We start from the raw sequence: 21127 nt of genomic DNA on the forward strand, positions 1-21127 counted from the left end.
CCCACCCGGAACTTGGAAGGTAAACGGGTGGGTTAATTACTTTTTTATTTAATATATTCTTCACAGTTTTCTTTATCAAGTGAGATTTCCGTCAGCGAGGGTTTTATGGACGATTAGCATCGTATACATTATTTATACAATGGTCCATATGCCTGACATGCTCGATAATCCGCTCCCTCAACATCATTTGTACCAAACATATTCCAGGCGCTTGGTCTAAATATCTTTTCTTCAGCAACATTATGCATATTAACAGGGATTCGGAGCATCGAAGCAAGCGTAATTAAATCTGCCCCAATATGGCCATAACTCATCGAACAATGGTTGGCTCCCCAATTATTCATCACAGTATACACATCACGGAATGCACCATCTCCTGTTAAATTCGGGACAAACCAGGTCGTTGGCCATGTTGGATCCGTACGATTGTTTAATACTTCATGTACCTTATCCGGTAAATCGACGGTATAGCCCTCCGCAATTTGTAGTACAGGACCCAATCCCTTCACAAGGTTTACACGTGCAATCGTAACTGGCATATCTCCTTTTGATTTGAAATTACTAGAAAGTCCCCCACCTCTGAAATACTCTGTATTAGCTGGTCGCCATTGGGTTGCTTGCAAACTTCTGTTTACTTCTTCCTCTGTAATTTCCCAGAATTGTTTCATTACCGGTTTGCCGTCAATTTCCTGCTCTCCAGTACCATCTAAAGCAGCAGATCCTGAGTTTAACAAGTGAATAATTCCCTTGCTTGCTCTTCCTTCAAGCTGATGACTTGTCACTCTTTGTACAGCGTCAGGGCTCCAATACGTTCTGACATCTGCAAAAACTTGAGCAGTATTGGTTAGTAAGTGACCAAATAGCATTGTGGCTGCGTTCAATGTATCATTTTCTGTCGCGACCATATATGGAGCACGGATACCATTCCAATCAAACGAAGAATTCAGAATCGCCTCCATAAAATCGCCATTTGGAAAATGATCGGTCCATTGTCGTTGCCCTTGAAAACCTGATGCAATTGCATTTCTCCCCATTGCCTCTTCTTCATAGCCTAATTCTGCTAATTTCGGATTACCTTCCATTAAGTCCCTTGTAATGATGGTCATTTTAATATTTTTCTTCAGATCTTCTTCTTTTTGTTCTGCTGTGCGCTGGTTTTCTTCCGCATTTGTATCAGCACCAAAAATACAATTTTGTTTCACCCAGGCATATGCCTTTTCAAATTCTTCTTTATCATAAATCTCTTCTGTGATACGACGAGTCAGTTCTGTCATATCAACATATTCATTTCGCATACCTAAATAATTCTGAAAAAAGTCCTCATCTACCATACTGCCCGCAATTCCCATGGAAACAGATCCAATAGATAAGTAGGATTTATCCTTCAGCATTGCTACTGCAATACCTGACTTGGCAAAACGAAGAATCTTTTCCTGCACATCCATAGGAATGGTATTGTCATCAATATCTTGCACATCTCTTCCATAGATACCAAAGGCAGGAATCCCCTTTTGATTATGTGCCGCCAAAACTGCTGCTAAATAAACTGCCCCCGGACGCTCTGTACCATTAAATCCCCATATCGCATTTGGCCTGTTTGGATTCATATCCATTGTTTCTGATCCATAACACCAACAAGGTGTAACGGTAATTGTCACGCCGACATTTTCTTTATCAAATTTTGCCTTTGTTTGCGCTGCTTCTGCCACTCCACCAATACATGTATCTGCAATAACCGTTTCCACTGGATCACCATTGTTATAGTGCAGTTTTTCGGATAACAATTGTGCTACATACTTTGCCATATTCATCGTTTTTGCTTCTAATGATTCGCGCACACCTTTTCTTCTGCCATCTATTGTTGGGCGAATCCCTATCTTTGGCATATCCCCGATTAATCTTTGTTTTGTTGTCATGTATAATCCTCCTTGTTAATATGATGTGGCATTAACATACTGTACAAAGCGTTCATATGCTGATTGCCAGCTTGATCGCTCTGTAGGTTGATAATGTTGGACAGAAAATGAATGGTGGACAATTTCTCTTGCTTGCTGGATGTCTTCCATTTCTCCTAGCGCAATCCATTGGCCAATCGCATTGCCAATTGAACTTGCCTCAACTGGACCAGCGACAACCTCACAATTTGTTGCATTTGCTGTTAACTGGCATAAATTTTTATTACGAATGGCACCACCACCAATATGAATACGCTTTAATTTTTTGGTAGTCAGTTTTTCCAATCTATTAATTACCCAATTATATTTCATCGCTAGGCTTTCCAAAATACATCTGATGATTTCACCTTGAGTTTCCGGAATTGGTTGTGATGTTTCTTGACAATACTGTTGAATTTCAACAATCATATTTGCTGGATTAAAGAACCTGGGATCATCCGGGTTAATAAAGGAATGGAATGGCGCTGCTTCTTCAAATAAATAGTTTTCCTTTTCATAATCTGTTTGAATCCCTTCTCTTTCCCATATCACACGGCATTGCTGCAGTAACCACATGCCCATGTTATTTTTCTGCAATCGATACTTCCCTTCCATCGTTCCTTCATTGGTAAAACCCCACTTCATTGCCTTATCTTCCGTCAATGGCTCATCAACAGGGACACCAATCAACACCCATGTACCACAGCTCATAAACACGGACTGATTGTCTTGTATAGGAAGTGCTGCTACTGCACTTGCCGTATCATGACCTGCGACATGGATTACTTTTACAGGGTCAATTTGTAATTCTTTATTAATCGATGGCAATGTATCACCAGCAATTGTAAGGGGTTCTTTAATAGGTGCTAATAAATCACTGGATACACCTAATTTCTCTAAAATATCTGTTTCCCACTCCGCTTTTCCAGCTCTCAACATTTGAGTAGTGGAGCTGATAGTGAATTCATTGCTTTTTACATTACAAAATAAATAGGCTAATAAATTCGGTGTTAATAATAGCGTTTCTGCTCTTTCTAATAACTCCGGATTATTCTGCTTTATCGTATATAATTGAAAAATTGTATTAATAGGCGCAGTCTCTACACCGGTCAACGCAAATAATTCATCTGATGTAATATGTTGTAACGCCTCTTCCATCCCTTTAACGTTCTTCGGGTTTCGATAACTATATGGATTTGCTAATAATTCTCCTGTTTTTGAAAGTAAGCCAAAATCAACACCCCAAGTATCAATCCCCATACTTTCCACTTTTTCATGACCTTTTTGAATGCTTACTTGAATGGCTTTTTTCATTTCAGAAAAAATATTTAAAATATCCCAGTAGTCATTCTCTGTTATATGGACAGGATGGTTAGGAAATCTATATATTTCTTCTACATACATTTTTTCACCATCGAAACTATTTAACATTAACCTTCCATTGGAGGCACCTATATCAAATGCCCAAACTTTCTTCATACTACTCCTCCCTTCGTACTAAAAAGCTATTTCTGGGTATCCTTCAATAATTTTGCGCGGTATTTCTCACTTGATAGGTTACGTAAATCTTGACACTCTTCTTCTGTTAACAATCTAGGATTTCCGACCATACTGGAAATGGTATATACTTTCGCCGCTTCTTCAGTAAGTTGCATGAAGAAATATGCTTCTTTAATCGACTTACCAACTGTTAACACTCCATGATTACGCATAATCACAACATCTGTTTCTTCAATTACATCAGCTACTGCATCTGCTAAGACATGTGTAGTAGGGATCATGTAATCTAAATACTTTACATTTTTGATCATAGCCGGAAAATCTGGGAACATGCTCGGTATATCTCTTTCAGCAGAAGAAACGCCTACAGAATAACTTGGATGAGCATGTAATACGGAATCGATATCCGGTCTTCTTCTAAAGCATTCCAGGTGCATTAACACCTCTGAAGACGGTTTCAAAGGGCTTAATACCTCACCAGTTTCAATATGCACTTTCACCCAGTGCTCTTCTTCTATTTCTTGCAGATCGAAACCACTCGGGGAAATATACATATATTCTCCATCACGCATGCTTAAATTACCACCTGCACCTACCACTAACCCTGAGTGAACTAATTTGGCAGCATATTTCTTTAATTGTTCGCTAACATTCGTCATTGCAAAGCCCTCCCCTATTTGATTTTTTAGGAAATAACACCTTTTTTTAAAATAATATTGGCATACAATGCTTTCTCTGTTGTGGCTATAATGGCATATGCTCTCTTGGATCTTTCATAAAAGGCAAATCGTTCTTCATGATCGATCTGATTTTCAGCCACTTGAAATTCGCTCAGAATATCTTTGTATTCATGCCAAATTTCTGGTGTTGGCTCATTCTGTTCATCGACTACTTGCATTAAAGTGACTGGTTTATCCACGAAAGTATCCAGTGGGAGTAATTCCAAAATAGCCGCTAATAAGTCAGGGATATTATGTCCATCACAGCGAATTAAACGATTAGCATAATTTGCAGCTGGAAAATTACCATCACCTATAACGATCTCATCACCATGACCCATTTCGTGAAGCGTTTTCAATAAATCTGGTGACAAGATGTTGGGTATTCTTTTTAACATGCATACCCCTCCTGTCTCATTCATTTTATTTTATTTTATTCGATTTTCCTTGTAGACTTTCTAATATGAATATCAGGTGGTAATATAATTTTTCGTTCTTGATCTACATTCTTCTGTTCAACTCTTTCAATCAGAAATTTAACACCAACCTTACCTAATTCAGCCGCTGGTTGTGCTGCAACAGTAAAAAACGGATCAAAGTATACTACCGGCTCTACCTCGTCAAAACACACCACCGAAATATCATTTGGAACATGTAATCCTAATTCTTTCAATGCTTTCATCACACTAATTGCAATAAAGTTGTTTGCAGCGAAAATCGCAGTTGGTCGCTTCTTTTCGTTCAATTGGATAAGCTGGTCTACAATGCTTTTCGTATTTCCAGCTTGCACACTTTTGAAATCAATTTCAGAAATATAATTCTCATGTACAGGTAAGTCATTCAGTTTAAGTGTTTCCAAATACCCTCTCTGTCGCTCTCTTGCTGTTGAAACATTTGATGGACCATTAATAAGAGCAATGTTTCGATGCCCGTATTCAATCAAATGTTCTACAAGTTTTCGACTACCTTCATAACTATCACCTAAGACATAATCTCCTACAAATCCTTCAATTGTTCGGTCAATTAAAACTACCGGAATATTATGTTGCCTCAACCGCTTAATTTGATCTAATGTTTTATCACTTGTCGGAGCTATCAAGACCCCATCAACTCTTGCCGATAGCATCATATCAATGTAATTGATTTCTTTTTCGCTATCTTCATCCGTATTACTCATTAATACACGGTAACCCGTTTCTACAGCAGCATCTTCTGCACCTCTGGCAATTTTGGAGAAAAATGGGTTAGATATATCTGTTAAGATTAAACCCAATGTTTTCGTTTGATTAGAAGTTAAGCTTCTTGCTGCAGAATTAGGAACATATCCTAATTCTTTGATTGCTTTTTCAACTTTTTCCCTTGTAGCCACGCGGATATTACCAGAATTATTAATTACTCTAGAAACTGTCATAGGTGAAACACTTGCTTTTTTTGCGATATCATAGATTGTTACCATAATTGTCTACCTCTTTTTTAATAGCTTTGTCTTCTCCTATTATGATACCGGTATCATTTATTTAATGCAACAGTTTTTGGTAAATATTTTTATATCTGTTTCTATAAAGGTGACAAGAACCTTGAATATATTGTGTTTTTCTACAATATATTCAAAAAGCAATCTGTCATACTTATAAAATAATGATTGACACACCCTAACCCTTATGATAATTTTATGTTACCGGTAACCGAAAGCGCTGTCATAAATGGAAGGTTGAAAACACGGGGAACTAATTATCATTTATTTTAACTTACGTTATTGGTACTAGTGGCGTTAAAGCAACTCTTTTTAATAGCTTTGGTCATCTGTTATATAGGCGGCACTGCCAGTTATCGTATGCATCTGCACAAGCGTCTGAATAAATCTAAATAATAGAAGTAATTTACAAACAATTGAAAATCAACAGACAGATGCTTTATATGTTATCGGTACCAATTAGTGCGCTATTCACAGAGAAACTTGAAGGATCTAGTGATTAAGTAAACCAAAGGGGAAAGGAGCTAACACATGTCCAGAAAAATATTGGAGATGCAAAACATTAACAAGTCATTCCCTGGTGTAAGGGCACTATCCAACGCGCAATTGGACTTACACCGTGGCGAGGTTTTAGCATTAATTGGTGAAAACGGTGCGGGTAAATCAACACTAATGAAGATACTAACCGGCATCTACCAAAAAGACGACGGTAGCATTATATATGATGGAAAAGAAATATCACCAGTTCATACAAAAGACGCCCAAGAAATCGGTATTAACATTATTCATCAGGAATTAAACCTAATGCCAGATTTAACGGTTGCTGAAAATATATTTATTGGTCGTGAGCCAAGAGATAAATTAAATTTTTTTCTAAAAAATAAAGCATTAAATCAACAAGCAGACAAATTGTTTCAAAAATTAAACATTAACTTAAATCCAAGAACAAAAATATCAGAATTAACTGTAGCTAAACAACAAATGGTGGAAATCGCCAAAGCGTTATCATTTAACGCAAAGATACTTATTATGGACGAACCAACCGCTGCTTTGACAGATAAAGAAATCAACACATTATTTGATATCATTCATTGGTTAAAAAATGAAGGTGTTGCTATTATTTATATTTCTCATCGAATGGAAGAATTAAAACGGATTTCTGATCGAATCACGGTCATGAGAGACGGCGAATACATTGCTACACTTCCCACAGAAACAACAGAAATCCGCCAAGTTGTTTCATTAATGGTTGGAAGAGAGGTGAAAATCGAACAGAAAATATCTGATCCAGATGCATTTACTGATACTGTCCTTGAAGCACACAACTTACATAACAACTACATTAAAAATGTTTCATTTCATCTTAAAAAGGGGGAGATATTAGGATTCGCTGGGTTGGTTGGTGCAGGGAGAACAGAAGTTGCCAGAGCAATTTTTGGAGCGGATCCCTTTTCAGGTGAAATTAAAGTAAACGGAGTACCGGTCACGATTAAACAGCCAGTTGATGCTGTTCAACATGGGATAGGTTATTTATCTGAGGATCGTAAACGCTTTGGTCTTATGCTTGAAATGACTGTAAAAGAAAACATTGTGATCTCATCTTTGGCTAATTATTCGACAGCTGCTTTTGTTAAACCAACAAACATGAAAACAGATGCTGAAAATTACTCCAATAAATTAAAAGTTAAAACACCTAGTGTTAATCAACCAGTGAAACTACTATCTGGCGGTAACCAACAAAAGATCGTTATTGCTAAATGGTTACTAAAGGATAGTGATATTTTAATCTTTGATGAACCTACTAGAGGTATTGATGTTGGTGCAAAACAAGAGATTTACGATTTATTAGAAATGTTAGCTAATGAGGGTAAATCGATTATTATGATCTCTTCAGAATTAACGGAGGTTTTAAGACTAAGTGACCGTATAATGGTGATGAACGAAGGTCGGATAACCGGAGAATTATTAAATCGGGATGCAAATCAAGAAAAAATCATGGAGCTTGCTACGAGGCATAACTAAGTGTTTAGAGGAGTGAGGAACGATGTCAACATTAACAAGTAACCCAACAGCAAGTGATCAAAAGAAAAGACTTGTAAGTTCTGGAGCACTACAACAAATATTAGCGTTTGCCAGTCTTATTATTCTAGTTATCTTTTTCTCTATTGCTTCAAAGAATTTTTTACAATGGTCTAATATTGAAGGAATACTATTATCCACTACAGTCATTGGTATCCTTGCCTTAGGAACTACTTTTGTCATCATTACAGGTGGAATAGATCTGTCTATTGGTACAGGGATGACGTTAACGTCTGTCATGACAGGTGTATTTATCGTATTTCTTGGATTACCAGTCATACTCGGTATTATCGGTGGAATTGTGACAGGTGCTTTAATTGGTTTTATTTCGGGTTTTTCAGTATCTATTTTAAGGATTCCGCCATTCATCGCAACACTGGCAATGATGATGATAGCGGAAGGATTGTCCCTCGTCATTTCAGGTGCATCACCGATTTATTTTAGTGATGTGGGAGGTTTTAATAACATTGCCTTAGGTTCGATATTTCCAGGATCCATCCCAAACGCAGTGTTGATTTTCTTCTTAATGGTTCTAATTGGATGGATCTTATTATCAAAAACGATTATAGGCCGATACACCTTTTCCATTGGTAGTAATGAAGAAGCAACCAGACTATCTGGGATCAACGTAAAAAAATGGAAAATGATTATCTATACGATCGCCGGGTGTTTTACCGGTGTGGCAGGTGTTATTATGGCTTCACGACTAAATTCAGCACAACCTGCACTAGGTATGGGGTATGAATTGGAAGCGATTGCAGCTGTAGTGATTGGTGGTACTTCTTTAAGTGGTGGTAAAGGTTCGCTTATCGGCACCATGATTGGTGCACTAATTATGAGTGTACTTACGAATGGTCTGCGTATTATGTCCATCCCCCAGGAGTGGCAAACAGTTGTTATAGGTTTCGTTATATTACTAGCAGTTTACTTTGATATGTTACGCAAAAAAGATAGGTAATTACGTTTCTTTTTTGGATTTAACTCAATCATTTGAGTTATTCATAAATTTTTTAAAAGGGGAGTTAACAATGAAGAAAAAATTATTAGCATTATTAGTCGTCTTGGTCTCCATATTATTTGTTTTATCTGCCTGTGGTAGTGAATCTGAAGAAGCAGCTGAAGATGGTGATGTAGATGAATCTGGTAATGAAGAAACAGGTGCCAGCGATGAAGAATCCAGTGACAAGCCTTATGTAGCAATTGTTTCTAAAGGATTCCAACATCAGTTCTGGCAAGCTGTACAAAGAGGAGCTGAAGAAGCAGCTGAAGAGTTTGATGTAGAAATTACTTTTGAAGGTCCAGAAAATGAATCACAAGTAGATAAGCAAATTGAAATGTTACAAGCAGCTTTAGATAAAAGCCCTGATGCGCTCGGTTTTGCTGCATTAGATTCGCAGGCAGCATCACCATTACTCGAGAAGGCTAATGAATCTGATATTCCTGTTATTGCGTTTGATTCTGGTGTTGATAGCGAAATACCCCTTACAACTGCTTCAACAAATAATTATGAAGCCGCTGCTTTAGCTGCAGATAAAATGGCGGAATTAATTGGGGAGCAAGGAAAAGTTGCATTAGTCGTACATGACCAGGTATCTGTTACTGGTGTAGAGCGTCGCGATGGTTTTGTTGAAACTATTGAAGAGAATTATCCAGACATTGAAATTGTAGATACACAATACGGTGGTGGTGACCATTTAGAGTCTACTAACCTCGCAAAAACAATGATGCAAGCACATCCTGATATTGCCGGAATCTACGGAACCAATGAAGGGTCAGCAATCGGTGTCGTGAATGCTGTCAGAGAGTTAAGTAAAGAAGGGGAAGTGACAGTGGTTGGTTTTGATTCTGGTAAACAACAAATCGATGCGATTAACGAAGGCTTAATGGCCGGTGCGATCACCCAAAATCCAGAGGGCATCGGATATGAAACCGTCAAAGCTGCTGTAGACGCATTAAACGGTGAAGAAGTTCCTGAAAATATTGATACTGGTTTCTACTGGTATGATGCTGATATTATAGAAGATGAAGAGATTCAAGCTGCTATTTATGAATAATTTAATATAACAATAGAGAGCCTGGGACAGCAGCACTCGAACGATGCCAAAACACGAACATCATGATGTTCGTGTTTATTGTTCCTTGGAAAAGTATCATTCTTCCTTGGAAAAATGGGTATTTCCAAGGAACAGCAGCACTTTTCCAAGGAAGGGAACTAGAATTCCAAGGAAGAAGCGACAAGCCCAAGGAAATAAGGCATTTATCCTTTGCAGATGAAAAAGAAAGGTGTTTAAAAAGCTATTCCGCTCGTAAGCGAAATAGCTTTTGACATCTTTATTATTTTTTATCCAATGGTTTCTTCCAAAAACCAATCATTATCGCAGAAATAGTAGCACCAATTAAGATAGCTAAAGCATACATCAGCCACATGACCACTCCACCATCTATAGTCGGAATAACAAATATTCCACCATGCGGTGCTGGTAAACCGACACCGAATAAGAACGATAATCCACCAGCTACTGCAGAGCCGACAACTATAGAAGGAATTACTCGGCCTGGGTCAGCTGCGGCAAACGGTATAGCTCCCTCTGTAATAAAGAATGATCCTAACGCATAGTTTGTCTTACCTGCATCACGCTCTTCTCTCGTAAACTTATTGCGGAAAAATGTTGTTGCAAGCGCCAATGCTAATGGCGGTACCATACCACCTGCCATTACAGCTGCATGCGGTCCTAAGTTTCCTGCCTCAATCATTGCAATACCAAACGTAAAGGCTGTTTTGTTGATAGGACCGCCCATGTCGATAGCCATCATACCGCCTAAAATAAGACCTAACAATAACGCATTAGCACCAGTCAAACCACCTAACCACGATTCTAGACCTGTCATAACCGCAGCAATTGGCTCGATAATAACATACATAACAAGTCCAGTAACCAATATATTAATAACCGGGTAAAATAGAATCGTTTTAATACCATCAAATGCTTTCGGTAAATTTGCTAATAGCTTTTTAACACCTAAAGCTACATAACCACCTAAGAAACCAGCGATTAAACCACCAAGAAAACCAGCGTTTCCGGATGAAGCCATAAACCCACCGATCATAGCCGGTGCAAAACCTGGTCTGTCTGCGATACTCATCCCAATGAAACCGGCTAATACGGCAACCATCAGACCAAATCCGTAATCTCCGCCAATTGCCTTCAGAGCAGCCGCGAATGCATTATATTGCTCGTGATCTGGTTCTGCTGAGTGAATACCGAAGAAGAATGAAAGGGCAATCAGCACACCACCACCGACAACGAATGGTAGCATATTGGATACACCATTCATTAAGTGTTTATAAAAGCCAGAACGTCCTGCACTAGAACTGGATCCTTCACCGCTTCCATTACTTTCAAAAATCGGTGCATTTCCACTTACTGCCGTATCAATTAACTCACCTGGCTTACGAATACCGTCTGTTACCCCACGGCGAAATACTTGCTTACCTGCAAAACGATCTAATTCTACTTTTGTGTCTGCCGCAACAATAATTGCTTTGGCATTTTTAATTTCTTCCTCTGTTAGGCGGTTTTTCACGCCATCCGAACCGTTTGTTTCCACTTTAATGGAAACTCCTAGTTCTTTCGCTTTGTCCTTTAAAGCATCTGCAGCCATATAGGTGTGAGCGATACCTGTTGGACATCCTGTAACAGCTAAAATCTCTGGTCCTGATGATTGATTGTCTGCTGTTTCTTCTTCTGCTACTTGTCCCAATTTTTCTTGTTCTTTTGCATCAATAATACGCAAAATATCTGTTGTGGAATCCGTTTCCATTAATTGGTTGCGGAAGTCTTCATCCATCAACAATGTAGATAATCTTGATAATGTTTGTAAATGATCATTATTGGCACCTTCACTAGCAGCAATCATGAAAAATAAATGTGCTGGCTGACCATCTAACGAATCATAATCTATTCCTTTTTTTGATCTGGCAAAAGCAATGGCAGGAGTAGACACTGCACTTGTTTTCGCATGTGGAATCGCTACGTTTTCTCCTACACCTGTACTGCTTTGATTTTCACGCTCCCAGATCGCTTGGATAAACTGTTTTTTATCATTAAGATAATCGCCTTCAGATAATTTCATAGCCATCTCATCTATGACTTCTGCTTTGGACTGTGAATTTGCATCTAAGATGATAATGTCACGCTTCAATAGTTCTGTTATTTTCATAGCCCCTCTTCCTTTCTTTTTATAGGCTCATTGCAACCTAAACCCATTTATATATCTGTTACGTTAACTTGTGGAAGTAATGCCTCTACTTCTTCTTTCGTGCACAATGTTTTGGAAAACGCGGTAGCACTACCTGCCGCAACCGCATATTTGGCAGCTTCTTCAGCATTTTTTGATGTCTGCCAGCTGTAGATAAATCCAGCCACCGCAGAATCACCTGCACCTACCGAGTGCACTGCTGTTCCTTTTGGTGCGCTTAATTTCAGCACACCACCAGCACCAACATAAATAGCCCCTGCTTTTGCCATCGATACTAAAACATGATCAATCTGTTGCTCCTGATGTAGTTGTTTAGCTAATCGAACTACATCTTGATCATCCTTCACTTCTGTCTCAAACAACTCTGCTAGTTCATGATGATTCGGCTTAATAAAAGTAGGACTTGCTTTAATAGCTTCTGCTAATGGTGCTCCACTGGTGTCTAAAATCGCAATAATACCTTTTTGTTTCAGCATTGCGACCATTTCCTGGTAAACGTTGGTTGACAAGGAGCTTGGCAAACTTCCCGCCAGGATAACAATGTCGCCTTGTTTTAACTGTTCAAGTTTTGAGAGAAATGCCTGATACTCCTCTTCCTCTATCGTTGGTGAAACACCATTCACTTCTGATTCTTCTGCTTCTGCTTTTAGTTTTACATTTATTCTCGTGTCTTGTTTTAAAGAAACAAAATCATGTTCAATTTCCATCTCCGTCAAATAATCCTTAATAAATTTTCCGGTAAAACCACCAACAAATCCTAATGCTGTCGACGGAATTCCAAAGCGATCTAGTACACGGGATACATTAATCCCTTTACCACCCGCTTCCTTATAATCTGACTGACTCCGGTTTACTTTTCCGGTATAGAAGGCTTCGAGACTAACTACATAATCAATTGCTGGATTTAATGTAACGGTATAAATCATAACGGTACCACCTCCAAAGTTGTCTGCTTACTAATCGTTTCTTGTTGTTCGTCCGATAAACCGTTTGTCGTAATGATATGAACACCTGCTAAATCAGCTACATTAGCAAATGAAACTTCCCCAAACTTTGATGGGTCTGCTAATACATATCTTGCTTGTGATTGTGCCAGTGCGGTTTGTTTAACACTTGCTTCTTCCGGGTCCGGAGTTGTTAATCCTTGTTCCAGATGTATACCATTGATACCTAAAATGCATTTATCAAAACGATATTCCTTGATAGAATCGACTGCTTTCGTACCAACGAGTGCAGCTGTACCTCTTTTAGCCTTGCCGGATATACAATAGGTTTCTATCCCATATTCGATAAGTAGTTGCACATGAGGGATTCCATTGGTGACAACCATGACCGATTTATCTTTTAAGAATGGAATTAATTCTATAGTAGATGAACCAGCATCCAGATAAATCGAATCACCTTCTTCAATAAAAGACGCGGCTTTTTGCGCAATCATACTCTTTTCTTGTTGATTGATCGTCGATTTTTCTAGTAGCGTTGGTTCTTCTCGTTTCTTTTTTAAAAGCGATGCGCCACCATGAACACGTTTAATATATTGGTGCTTTTCTAACTCTGTTAAATCTCTGCGAATGGTTGATTCTGAAGCATTAGTGACTTCGCACATTTCTTTCACTGTTACGACATCTTTTTCTCTTAATAATGATAAAATGATTTCTTGTCGCTCAATCGTCAACATAGATCACATTCTCCTAATTTACATGTTAATCGCTTACACTTATTTTACAATCACAAACAATCAATGTCAATCATTTATAACCAAAAACAATCACTAACGATCATGTTTGCCATTGCACATTATGTTATGATAAATAAAGATTATTAGAAAGAAGGTTCACGTCATGAAGAATCTTTACATCTTTTTTGCCTTTATTTTTCTTTTACATATCATTTCAGTATTTTATCCAACCGCATTTCTATCATACGTATTAGGAGCTCTTTCCATCGCCATGCTTGCTATCAGTTTTGGAAGAGCCTCTCGATTATTTCAAATATTAGGTTTCGGATTTTCAGTAGTAGGAATATTGTTATTTTTTACTACTGACTTAACTGTATGGGAAGTTGTTCCTTTACTCGGAGGAAACCTATCTTTATTAACATTGTTAGCCGTATTACCTTGGATGAATAGTGCGGTTACAGCGGGACGGTTTGATAGATTAATGCAACATTTATTACGAGGAAATGTCCGGGATTTAGGCCAGTTATATCAACGAAGCACAACAGCCATGATGTCATTGACGGCTTTTTTAAATGTATCTTCAGCAACGATTGCTCAAGATGTCCTAGTGGATAATTTAAAGCCCGTTCAGAAAAAAGTGGCAAATAAAATCATTATGATGGCAACGTTAAGAGGCTATTCCCTAGCATTACCTTGGAGTCCCTTAGAAGTGTTACTTGCGATGGGGATTTTTATTACCGGGGTCAATTATGCGGAATTATTACCTTGGATGATTTTTATTACAATTCTCATGTATGGTCTGGATAGTCTATGGGGACGGTTATATTTTAAAAAATATCCTTATCCAGATGTAAAGCAGTCCGTATCTCATCATAAAAACAATCAAAATCGGTCAAAAATTATTCAATTATCAGTTGCATTATGCTCATTTCTGTTATTAGTAATTGTTTTAGGAAATATATTTGACCTTGAATTCATTTTGACTGTTACGTTATTAGTATTTCCTTTTGCCTGTTTATGGACTCTTGCAATTGGCAGATGGAAAAGCTTTTGGGCAATCGGGTGGAATCGTTGGAAGAACAGCATGAATAGTATGGACAATTTTATCGTGTTGTTTGTAACATTAGCCCTTTTTACCAATACATTAAATGAATCTCCTGCCCTTTTAATGTTGCAGAACCCCATTTTATATGTTTCTGATTATCCAATTTTAATTTTAATCATGATTCAATTGCTGTTTGTTGTATTAAGTATGTTCGGTGTTCATCCTGTAGCGACAATGGGGATTTTAAGTGGAATCAGTCCGATGTTGATGGATATTTTAAGCCCATTAAGTCTTGCGATCAGTTTAATTATTGGTGGTGTATCCACTGTACCAATTGGAACATACGGACTCGTCGTTACCATTACATCGATGAGTTTGAAGCAAAGTCCATATTATATTACATATTACAACTTAATCTACTCCTTTGTATTCGGATCAATCGGTATAATACTCGCCTATCTGTTAATATAAGTGGGACATGGGGAATTTCCCATGTCCCTCCACTTCTTTTCTGACTGTAACAAAGCCTCAACCTGTTTTCTGCTATTCTTCTATAGTACTTGCAGCTTGGTCAAGGGCTTCCTGGGCAGTTTGTGATTGCTGGCGTAATACGCTGTTTAAGGTGTTAGTCGTTAGCTCCTGTTGCATATCTGGGTTCTTTTCTGTAATGTTTATCGATTCAATTTCATCACGAACCTTTAATAACGTATCAAAGATATCTTCACCAAAGTATTGGTAGAATTTATTATCTTTTCGTATTTCTTCACTTTCCCATACCGTCCACATTGGTGGATCAAACCCTAATATTTCCCAAATCGCAATATTTCCTTCTTCTGATAGTTTTGCATAAGCCAAAAAGTCCTGTGCTAATTCGGCATGGTCTGTCTGGTTCGTGACAACTGTACCTGTTCCACCTGCACCTGCTGATCTGTCACCATCTTCTGACCATTTTGGCATTGGTCGAATAACCATTTTCCCTTCCAAATCAGGCATATAATCGGTAAAGCGACCCATATACCACATTGGCATCATTAACGACGCTTGCCCACCATCATTCATAAATCCATAGAATTCTTCCACATGAAATTCCCCACCCGGAGTAATATCAGCAATTTCTTGTTCATAAATCATATCATGCATTAGTTGCAACGTATTTACATTTGTCTCATTGTTTATCATAACATTGCCCTCTTCATCAAAATAATCAGACCCTTGTTGACGAATAAGTGGCCAATATGACCAAATATCTCCAGTCTCAAAAGTAGTCATTACCGCATCCGTATTTTCCACCACTTTTTCCCCAGCTTCCATGTAATCATCCCAAGTTTCAATTGCATCGATATCAACCTTTGCTGCATCCATAATCTCTTTGTTATAGTAAGCAACTGTTGCCCCAACATGGAATGGAATACCATAATAATTACCATCATTTGCGTAAATATCAAAACGCGACTCTATAAATTGATCTAATACAGGTTCCACATAATCATTCATCGGTAATAATTGGGGTTCCCCTTGCATGAAATTAGGGAAACGATTTAATTCAATATCCACGATATCTGGGGCACCTGTTCCAGATTGTAAAGCTAGTAATAGGTTATTGTGCATATTGTCATATGGATATGCTTCTGCTTTTAGTGAAATAGCCCGGTCCGGGAATTCTTCATTCCAACGTTCTACTGCATCCCGAAAAAAGCCTAAGTGCAGTTCCTGAAATGTCCAAAATGTTAATTCTGTAGCATTTTCTACATCTCCTCCCATTACCTCTGAAGCATCTGCATCAGAGTTCGAATCCGTTCCTTCCTCACCACCGCCATCTGCCGCATCATCACTACTACAAGCCGTTACAAAAGCAAACATAATACCCAAAGCTACTAACAACCAAATTTTTTTCATCATTACATTTCACCCCTCATTATGATTGCGCTTACATTTTATATAGAAAAGCATAGCATTCCATGAAAAAAAGGAATGACATGCATTACTATCTTTTTCATTACATAAAATTTTTAACCGGCTCTCTTTTTTCCCATCCATCTCTGAATAAAGGCAAAAAGTTCTCCCTTTGATACGGATGCTTTTCAATTTCGTCTAGATTTAAGTCTGTCCCCCAGCCCGGACGGTCACTTAATTCAATATAGCCATTTTTGACTTCTAACGAATTCGTAAGGACATTCTTCGTCCAAGGCTCGTTAAAATCATCAAATATTTCATGAATAAAGAAATTAGGTGTTGCCGTATTTAAATGTGCACAAACGATGGAGCATAAAGGCCCTTGTGCACTGTGTGGAGCAATCACTCCATTGAAAGCGCTTACCATTCCAGCCACTTGTTTCGCTGCAGTCAGTCCCATAAACTGTGGCTCCAATTGAATGATATGAACCTGATTATGTGCTAACAATTCAGCAAACTGTTCTTTGCAATAATAATCTTCACCACAAGCAATTGGAACTGGACTTCGTTTAGCAACTTCAATCATTGAAGATACACTTTGCGGTGGTACCGGTGCTTCAAACCAGGTTGGTTCATAAGGAGCCATTTCTTCTGCAAAACGTAATGCCGTATGCACACTAAAGCGATTGTGCCCCTCAACCAAAACATCTACATCATTTCCAACAGCATCCCTCACCGCAGCTATTAATTCAATTGCTAATGAGAAATCCTGACGGTCTACAGCCTTCCAAGCAGAACCAAACGGGTCAAATTTAAGTGCTGTATAGCCTTTCTCCACAACTTTTTTAGCCATTTGATAAAAATTTTCCGGGGTTCTTTCACCACTTGTGTACCAGCCATTCGCATATACACGCAAATGATCATGACATTTTCCGCCTAATAATTTATATACCGGCTGACCTAGCGATTTCCCCATTATATCCCAGCAAGCAAACTCAATTCCCGATAAAGCAGCTCCTTGAATCTGACCACCATCAGAAAACACATCCCGGAACATACTGAGTGAGTGATTTTCTACATCAAATGGATCCTTCCCAATTACATATGGTTTTAATTCATGTACAGCTGCTTCTACTGTTTTACCGAATGCATTTAAGGTTGCTTCGCCAATACCATGTAAGCCTTCATCCGTTTCGACCTGCACAAACACCCAATTTTTCCATCCGTTTCCTACAATATACGTTTTAACATCCGTAATTTGCACGAAAATCTCACTCCTTCATAATTCATATGATGAATATTATTATTCATTGAAATCATATGATAAATATTATAAAATGTAAATAGAAATTTTAAAATATTCTGAAAAAATACAAGTCAAAGGACGTCTATCATGATGAAAAAGAAAAAGTTAATCTATGAAATCGTATACGAAGAAATTAAGAAAAATATCCGGGAGGGAAAATGGCAGGCGGGTGAAAAAATTCCTACAGTGCAAGCATTATCTCAGCAATTAAATGTTAGTATTTCTTCTGTTAGAGAAGCGATAAAGATCTTAAGCCAGCAAAGAATTCTAAGGGTGGAACAAGGTCGAGGAACATTTGTAGAAACACAATTAAGTGAAAATCCAAATCAAACATTTGAATTTCTGGAGAATTCATCAATGGAACAACTCACAGAAGCTCGGCTTGTTATAGAACCTGAATTGGCAGCAATCGTTGCAGAACGTGGAAGTGAAGATGAAGTAAAAAGAATCTTACAATGTGCTCGAGTGATGCAGAGGAAGATGCTTGCCAGTGAAGATTTTCTAGAGGAGGATATAGAATTTCATTATTTAATTGCACAAGCAACAAAAAATGACGTGCTACTGAAAATGATGACGCTTATCAGCGATTTGTTATATGATAGCCGTCGTTATTCCATGAAGATCAAATCCCAAAATGAGAAAGCAGCAAACTACCATATTCTCATTGCTCGAGCCATCAAGGATAAAAATCCTTTTCAAGCGAGAAACTTGATGAACTCCCATATATTAGATTTATTGGATGATCTAAAAAAAAGACCTCGTTAAATAGGAGTGAAGCTAATATGAAAAGATCACATGAACTACTACAAAAGTTAATGTTTCCTGTGAAAGATGCACACCAGCTACCAGATTCATCACAAACCTTTGATGATGAAGGTAACTTCCGTGTTGAAATTCCTTCAGTTGAAGGAGCGGCAACGATGAAGGCAGTAATTGAAGAAGCGAATGAGCAAGGCGTCCATGTTAACCGTGTTTCACAAGGCAGCGGCATCATGTTACTTAGTGATCAGGAAATAAAAGAAATGGTGGCTATGGGTCAAGAGCAAAACATCGAGGTATGTCTATTTGTCGGTCCTAGAATGGCTTATGATACTGGAGCTAGCGGTCATGTTAGTCCAACACTGGGGTGGCGTCACGCTGGTATAGATCAGCTAAGCTATGCATTAGAAGATATTTTTCGCTCGATTGAACTTGGGATTAACAGTATATTAGTAGCGGATGAAGGATTACTGCACCTTATTGGAGAAGCAAAAAAATCTGGAGATATACCAGAAGAATTTGTTGTAAAAGTTTCTGCTTTAATGAGTCCGGCCAATCCTGTGACAGGTAAACTGTTTCAAGATTTAGGAGGTACTACTTTAAACATACCCGGTGATCTTTCTTTAGCACAAATGGCAGCCTTCCGCCAAACCGTCAATGCTACTCTTGATATGTATGTGGAATCTCCAGATAATCTAGGGGGATTTATTCGTTATTATGAAATACCTGAAATTATAAGAGTTTCAGCTCCAATCATGTTAAAGTTTGGCTTACGAAATGCAGCAAATATTTATCCATCTGGGCAACATTTAGAAAGCGCATCCATTTTACAAGCAAGAGAAAAAGTAAGAAGAGCTGCAATTGGGCTCAGTCACTTACAGTCTACAAATTTTAAACAATCAAAAACAATCACATATTAATAAGAACAGCCAGTACACCCACAGCTAGACAGCATGACCAAAATTTATACTTATCTTCCACATTAGAAAGGAGTTCTTCTTTATGACACATTACTTAAATTATATCAATGGTGAATGGCAACAGAGTGCTAATAATCAAAAATATCAAAGCATTAACCCTGCAAATACGAATGAAATAGTCGGTGAAGTAGAAAATTCTACAGCTGTGGAAGTAGATACAGCAGCAAGCTATTCTCACCAAGCTTTCGTATCATGGAAAAAATTATCCGGTGCAGCACGAGGTCATTACTTATACAAAGCAGCAGACATTCTAGAAAGCAGATTAGAAGACATTGCTGAAACGATGACTAAAGAAATGGGGAAAACTTTACCTGAAGCAAAAGGAGAAACCGCGCGTGGCGTCGCTATATTACGCTACTATGCAGGAGAAGGAATGCGAGAAGAAGGCGATGTGATACCATCTACCGATGCAGATGCTTTAATGCTAACAAAACGTGCACCACTTGGTGTTGTAGGAGTTATCACTCCCTGGAATTTTCCTGTAGCAATTCCCATCTGGAAAATGGCACCTGCCTTAATCTATGGTAATACGGTCGTGTTTAAACCAGCTCTAGAAGCATCTGCCACTGCTGCGAAAGTAATTGAATGCTTTAAGGAAGCAGGGTTACCAAATGGCGTTGTCAACATGGTAAACGGGGAAGGCGGAGAAATTGGCCAGCGCATCGTTGACAATCCGCAAATAAATGGCATTACCTTTACTGGTTCCGATAAGACAGGAAAAATGGTCGGACAAGGAGCTTTAAATAGAGGGGCTAAGTATCAGCTTGAAATGGGTGGAAAAAATCCAGTGATTGTAACGAATGACGCCGATATCGACCTTGCCGTGGAAGCGACGATAAGTGGTGGATTACGTTCTACCGGTCAAAAGTGTACAGCGACAAGTCGTGTCATTATCGATGAAAAGATTTATCCTACATTTAAAGAAAAGCTGCTAAAAAAAGTGAAAGAAATAACTGTAGGTAACGGATTGCTTCCAGAGACCTGGATGGGTCCATGTGTCAGTGAAAAGCAACTTAACACTGTTCTGGAATATATTGAAATCGGTGAAAAGGAAGGCGCAACATTAATTCACGGTGGAAATCGTTTAACAGATAATGGACGGGATCAAGGCTTTTTTGTTGAACCAACCATTTTTGAAAATGTAACAACAGATATGAGGATTGCACAAGAAGAAATTTTCGGACCAGTTCTTGCTTTAATGAAAGTGAAAAATTTAGAAGAAGCATTAACCATTGCAAATGACGTAGAATTCGGCTTGAGTGCTTCCATTTTTACAGCTAATATTCAGAATATGCTACACTTTATCGATGATATGGAAGCAGGAATGGTTCGCATCAATGCTGAAAGTGCTGGTGTAGAACTACAGGCCCCATTTGGTGGTATGAAAAAATCAAGTTCCCATTCCAGAGAACAAGGACAGGCAGCTAAAGAATTCTATACTAATATCAAAACAGTCTTTATTAAAGGGTAGTAGTGAGGAATGCACTTTTTTACAGGGAG

General features: G+C 38.3%; 17 protein-coding genes. 7 read left to right on the forward strand and 10 right to left on the reverse strand.

Features of this window, described 5'->3' with window-relative positions; translation table 11 throughout:
• Positions 1–128 precede the first annotated feature (128 nt).
• From BM121_RS06895 to BM121_RS06915, 5 genes are read right to left on the reverse strand one after another with little or no spacing between them, the layout of a single operon-like run.
• Positions 129–1916, reverse strand: a complete 1788-nt coding sequence (locus tag BM121_RS06895; RefSeq protein WP_091482697.1) for an L-fucose isomerase — start codon at positions 1914–1916, stop codon at positions 129–131.
• A gap of 15 nt (positions 1917–1931) precedes the next feature.
• Positions 1932–3413, reverse strand: coding sequence for a rhamnulokinase (locus tag BM121_RS06900; RefSeq protein WP_091482699.1), 1482 nt, complete (start codon positions 3411–3413; stop codon positions 1932–1934).
• 26 nt (positions 3414–3439) lie between these two features.
• Complete coding sequence (locus BM121_RS06905) at positions 3440–4093, reverse strand: class II aldolase/adducin family protein (protein WP_091482701.1); 654 nt, start codon at positions 4091–4093, stop codon at positions 3440–3442.
• 26 nt (positions 4094–4119) lie between these two features.
• Positions 4120–4551: an RbsD/FucU family protein gene (locus BM121_RS06910; RefSeq protein WP_091482702.1), complete on the reverse strand. Its 432-nt coding sequence runs from the start codon at positions 4549–4551 to the stop codon at positions 4120–4122.
• Positions 4552–4586: 35 nt separating this feature from the next.
• Complete coding sequence (locus BM121_RS06915) at positions 4587–5609, reverse strand: LacI family DNA-binding transcriptional regulator (protein ID WP_091482704.1); 1023 nt, start codon at positions 5607–5609, stop codon at positions 4587–4589.
• 549 nt (positions 5610–6158) lie between these two features.
• On the opposite strand from BM121_RS06915, the gene BM121_RS06920 reads away from it, so the two are divergent.
• The 3 genes from BM121_RS06920 (at position 6159) to BM121_RS06930 (ending at position 9760) form a co-directional block, all read left to right on the forward strand.
• Complete coding sequence (locus BM121_RS06920) at positions 6159–7649, forward strand: sugar ABC transporter ATP-binding protein (protein WP_091482706.1); 1491 nt, start codon at positions 6159–6161, stop codon at positions 7647–7649.
• Positions 7650–7671: 22 nt separating this feature from the next.
• Positions 7672–8664, forward strand: coding sequence for an ABC transporter permease (locus tag BM121_RS06925; RefSeq protein ID WP_091482707.1), 993 nt, complete (start codon positions 7672–7674; stop codon positions 8662–8664).
• A 70-nt stretch (positions 8665–8734) separates the two neighbouring features.
• Entirely contained in the window at positions 8735–9760 is a 1026-nt protein-coding gene (locus BM121_RS06930; RefSeq protein WP_091482709.1) for an ABC transporter substrate-binding protein, read from the forward strand.
• A gap of 280 nt (positions 9761–10040) precedes the next feature.
• On the opposite strand, the gene BM121_RS06935 is transcribed toward BM121_RS06930, so the two are convergent.
• Genes BM121_RS06935 through BM121_RS06945 form a run of 3 tightly spaced genes read right to left on the reverse strand, consistent with a single transcriptional unit; the run spans position 10041 to position 13644 of the window.
• On the reverse strand, positions 10041–11927 hold the full coding sequence (locus tag BM121_RS06935) for a PTS fructose transporter subunit IIABC (protein WP_091482711.1): 1887 nt from the start codon (positions 11925–11927) through the stop codon (positions 10041–10043).
• A gap of 47 nt (positions 11928–11974) precedes the next feature.
• Positions 11975–12892, reverse strand: coding sequence for a 1-phosphofructokinase (gene pfkB / locus BM121_RS06940; RefSeq protein WP_091482712.1), 918 nt, complete (start codon positions 12890–12892; stop codon positions 11975–11977).
• Positions 12889–13644 (reverse strand): DeoR/GlpR family DNA-binding transcription regulator, encoded by a 756-nt coding sequence (locus tag BM121_RS06945; protein ID WP_091482714.1) that lies wholly within the window; start codon positions 13642–13644, stop codon positions 12889–12891. The genes pfkB and BM121_RS06945 overlap by 4 nt, the downstream gene beginning before the upstream one ends.
• A gap of 163 nt (positions 13645–13807) precedes the next feature.
• Here BM121_RS06945 and BM121_RS06950 point away from each other — a divergent pair, with 163 nt between their 5' ends.
• A complete protein-coding gene (locus tag BM121_RS06950; protein ID WP_091482716.1) occupies positions 13808–15160 on the forward strand; it encodes a hypothetical protein in 1353 nt (450 codons plus the stop codon).
• Positions 15161–15232: 72 nt separating this feature from the next.
• On the opposite strand, the gene BM121_RS06955 is transcribed toward BM121_RS06950, so the two are convergent.
• Together BM121_RS06955 and BM121_RS06960 are read right to left on the reverse strand one after the other, a co-directional pair.
• Positions 15233–16585, reverse strand: a complete 1353-nt coding sequence (locus tag BM121_RS06955; protein ID WP_091483162.1) for an ABC transporter substrate-binding protein — start codon at positions 16583–16585, stop codon at positions 15233–15235.
• 100 nt (positions 16586–16685) lie between these two features.
• Complete coding sequence (locus BM121_RS06960) at positions 16686–17846, reverse strand: mandelate racemase/muconate lactonizing enzyme family protein (RefSeq protein ID WP_091482718.1); 1161 nt, start codon at positions 17844–17846, stop codon at positions 16686–16688.
• A 129-nt stretch (positions 17847–17975) separates the two neighbouring features.
• On the opposite strand from BM121_RS06960, the gene BM121_RS06965 reads away from it, so the two are divergent.
• From BM121_RS06965 to gucD, 3 genes are all read left to right on the forward strand, one after another.
• Positions 17976–18653 carry a FadR/GntR family transcriptional regulator gene (locus BM121_RS06965; RefSeq protein WP_245780756.1) on the forward strand — a complete coding sequence of 226 codons (678 nt, stop codon included), beginning with the start codon at positions 17976–17978 and terminating at the stop codon, positions 18651–18653.
• A 17-nt stretch (positions 18654–18670) separates the two neighbouring features.
• Complete coding sequence (locus BM121_RS06970; protein WP_091482720.1) at positions 18671–19567, forward strand: hypothetical protein; 897 nt, start codon at positions 18671–18673, stop codon at positions 19565–19567.
• Between the two features lie 82 nt (positions 19568–19649).
• Positions 19650–21098 (forward strand): alpha-ketoglutaric semialdehyde dehydrogenase GucD, encoded by a 1449-nt coding sequence (gene gucD / locus BM121_RS06975; protein WP_091482722.1) that lies wholly within the window; start codon positions 19650–19652, stop codon positions 21096–21098.
• Positions 21099–21127: the final 29 nt, after the last annotated feature.

It is taken from the genome of Gracilibacillus orientalis (assembly GCF_900114645.1).
Classification (GTDB): Bacteria; Bacillota; Bacilli; order Bacillales; family Amphibacillaceae; genus Gracilibacillus; species Gracilibacillus orientalis.

Coding starts and splice junctions, on each gene's coding strand:
- BM121_RS06930 (WP_091482709.1), top strand. CDS start 8,735: ATGAAGAAAAAATTATTAGCATTATTAGTCGTCTTGGTCTCCATATTA.
- BM121_RS06915 (WP_091482704.1), bottom strand. CDS start 5,609: ATGGTAACAATCTATGATATCGCAAAAAAAGCAAGTGTTTCACCTATG.
- BM121_RS06905 (WP_091482701.1), bottom strand. CDS start 4,093: ATGACGAATGTTAGCGAACAATTAAAGAAATATGCTGCCAAATTAGTT.
- BM121_RS06950 (WP_091482716.1), top strand. CDS start 13,808: ATGAAGAATCTTTACATCTTTTTTGCCTTTATTTTTCTTTTACATATC.
- BM121_RS06895 (WP_091482697.1), bottom strand. CDS start 1,916: ATGACAACAAAACAAAGATTAATCGGGGATATGCCAAAGATAGGGATT.
- BM121_RS06900 (WP_091482699.1), bottom strand. CDS start 3,413: ATGAAGAAAGTTTGGGCATTTGATATAGGTGCCTCCAATGGAAGGTTA.
- pfkB (WP_091482712.1), bottom strand. CDS start 12,892: ATGATTTATACCGTTACATTAAATCCAGCAATTGATTATGTAGTTAGT.
- BM121_RS06925 (WP_091482707.1), top strand. CDS start 7,672: ATGTCAACATTAACAAGTAACCCAACAGCAAGTGATCAAAAGAAAAGA.
- BM121_RS06945 (WP_091482714.1), bottom strand. CDS start 13,644: ATGTTGACGATTGAGCGACAAGAAATCATTTTATCATTATTAAGAGAA.
- BM121_RS06955 (WP_091483162.1), bottom strand. CDS start 16,585: ATGAAAAAAATTTGGTTGTTAGTAGCTTTGGGTATTATGTTTGCTTTT.
- BM121_RS06970 (WP_091482720.1), top strand. CDS start 18,671: ATGAAAAGATCACATGAACTACTACAAAAGTTAATGTTTCCTGTGAAA.
- gucD (WP_091482722.1), top strand. CDS start 19,650: ATGACACATTACTTAAATTATATCAATGGTGAATGGCAACAGAGTGCT.
- BM121_RS06910 (WP_091482702.1), bottom strand. CDS start 4,551: ATGTTAAAAAGAATACCCAACATCTTGTCACCAGATTTATTGAAAACG.
- BM121_RS06935 (WP_091482711.1), bottom strand. CDS start 11,927: ATGAAAATAACAGAACTATTGAAGCGTGACATTATCATCTTAGATGCA.
- BM121_RS06920 (WP_091482706.1), top strand. CDS start 6,159: ATGTCCAGAAAAATATTGGAGATGCAAAACATTAACAAGTCATTCCCT.
- BM121_RS06965 (WP_245780756.1), top strand. CDS start 17,976: ATGATGAAAAAGAAAAAGTTAATCTATGAAATCGTATACGAAGAAATT.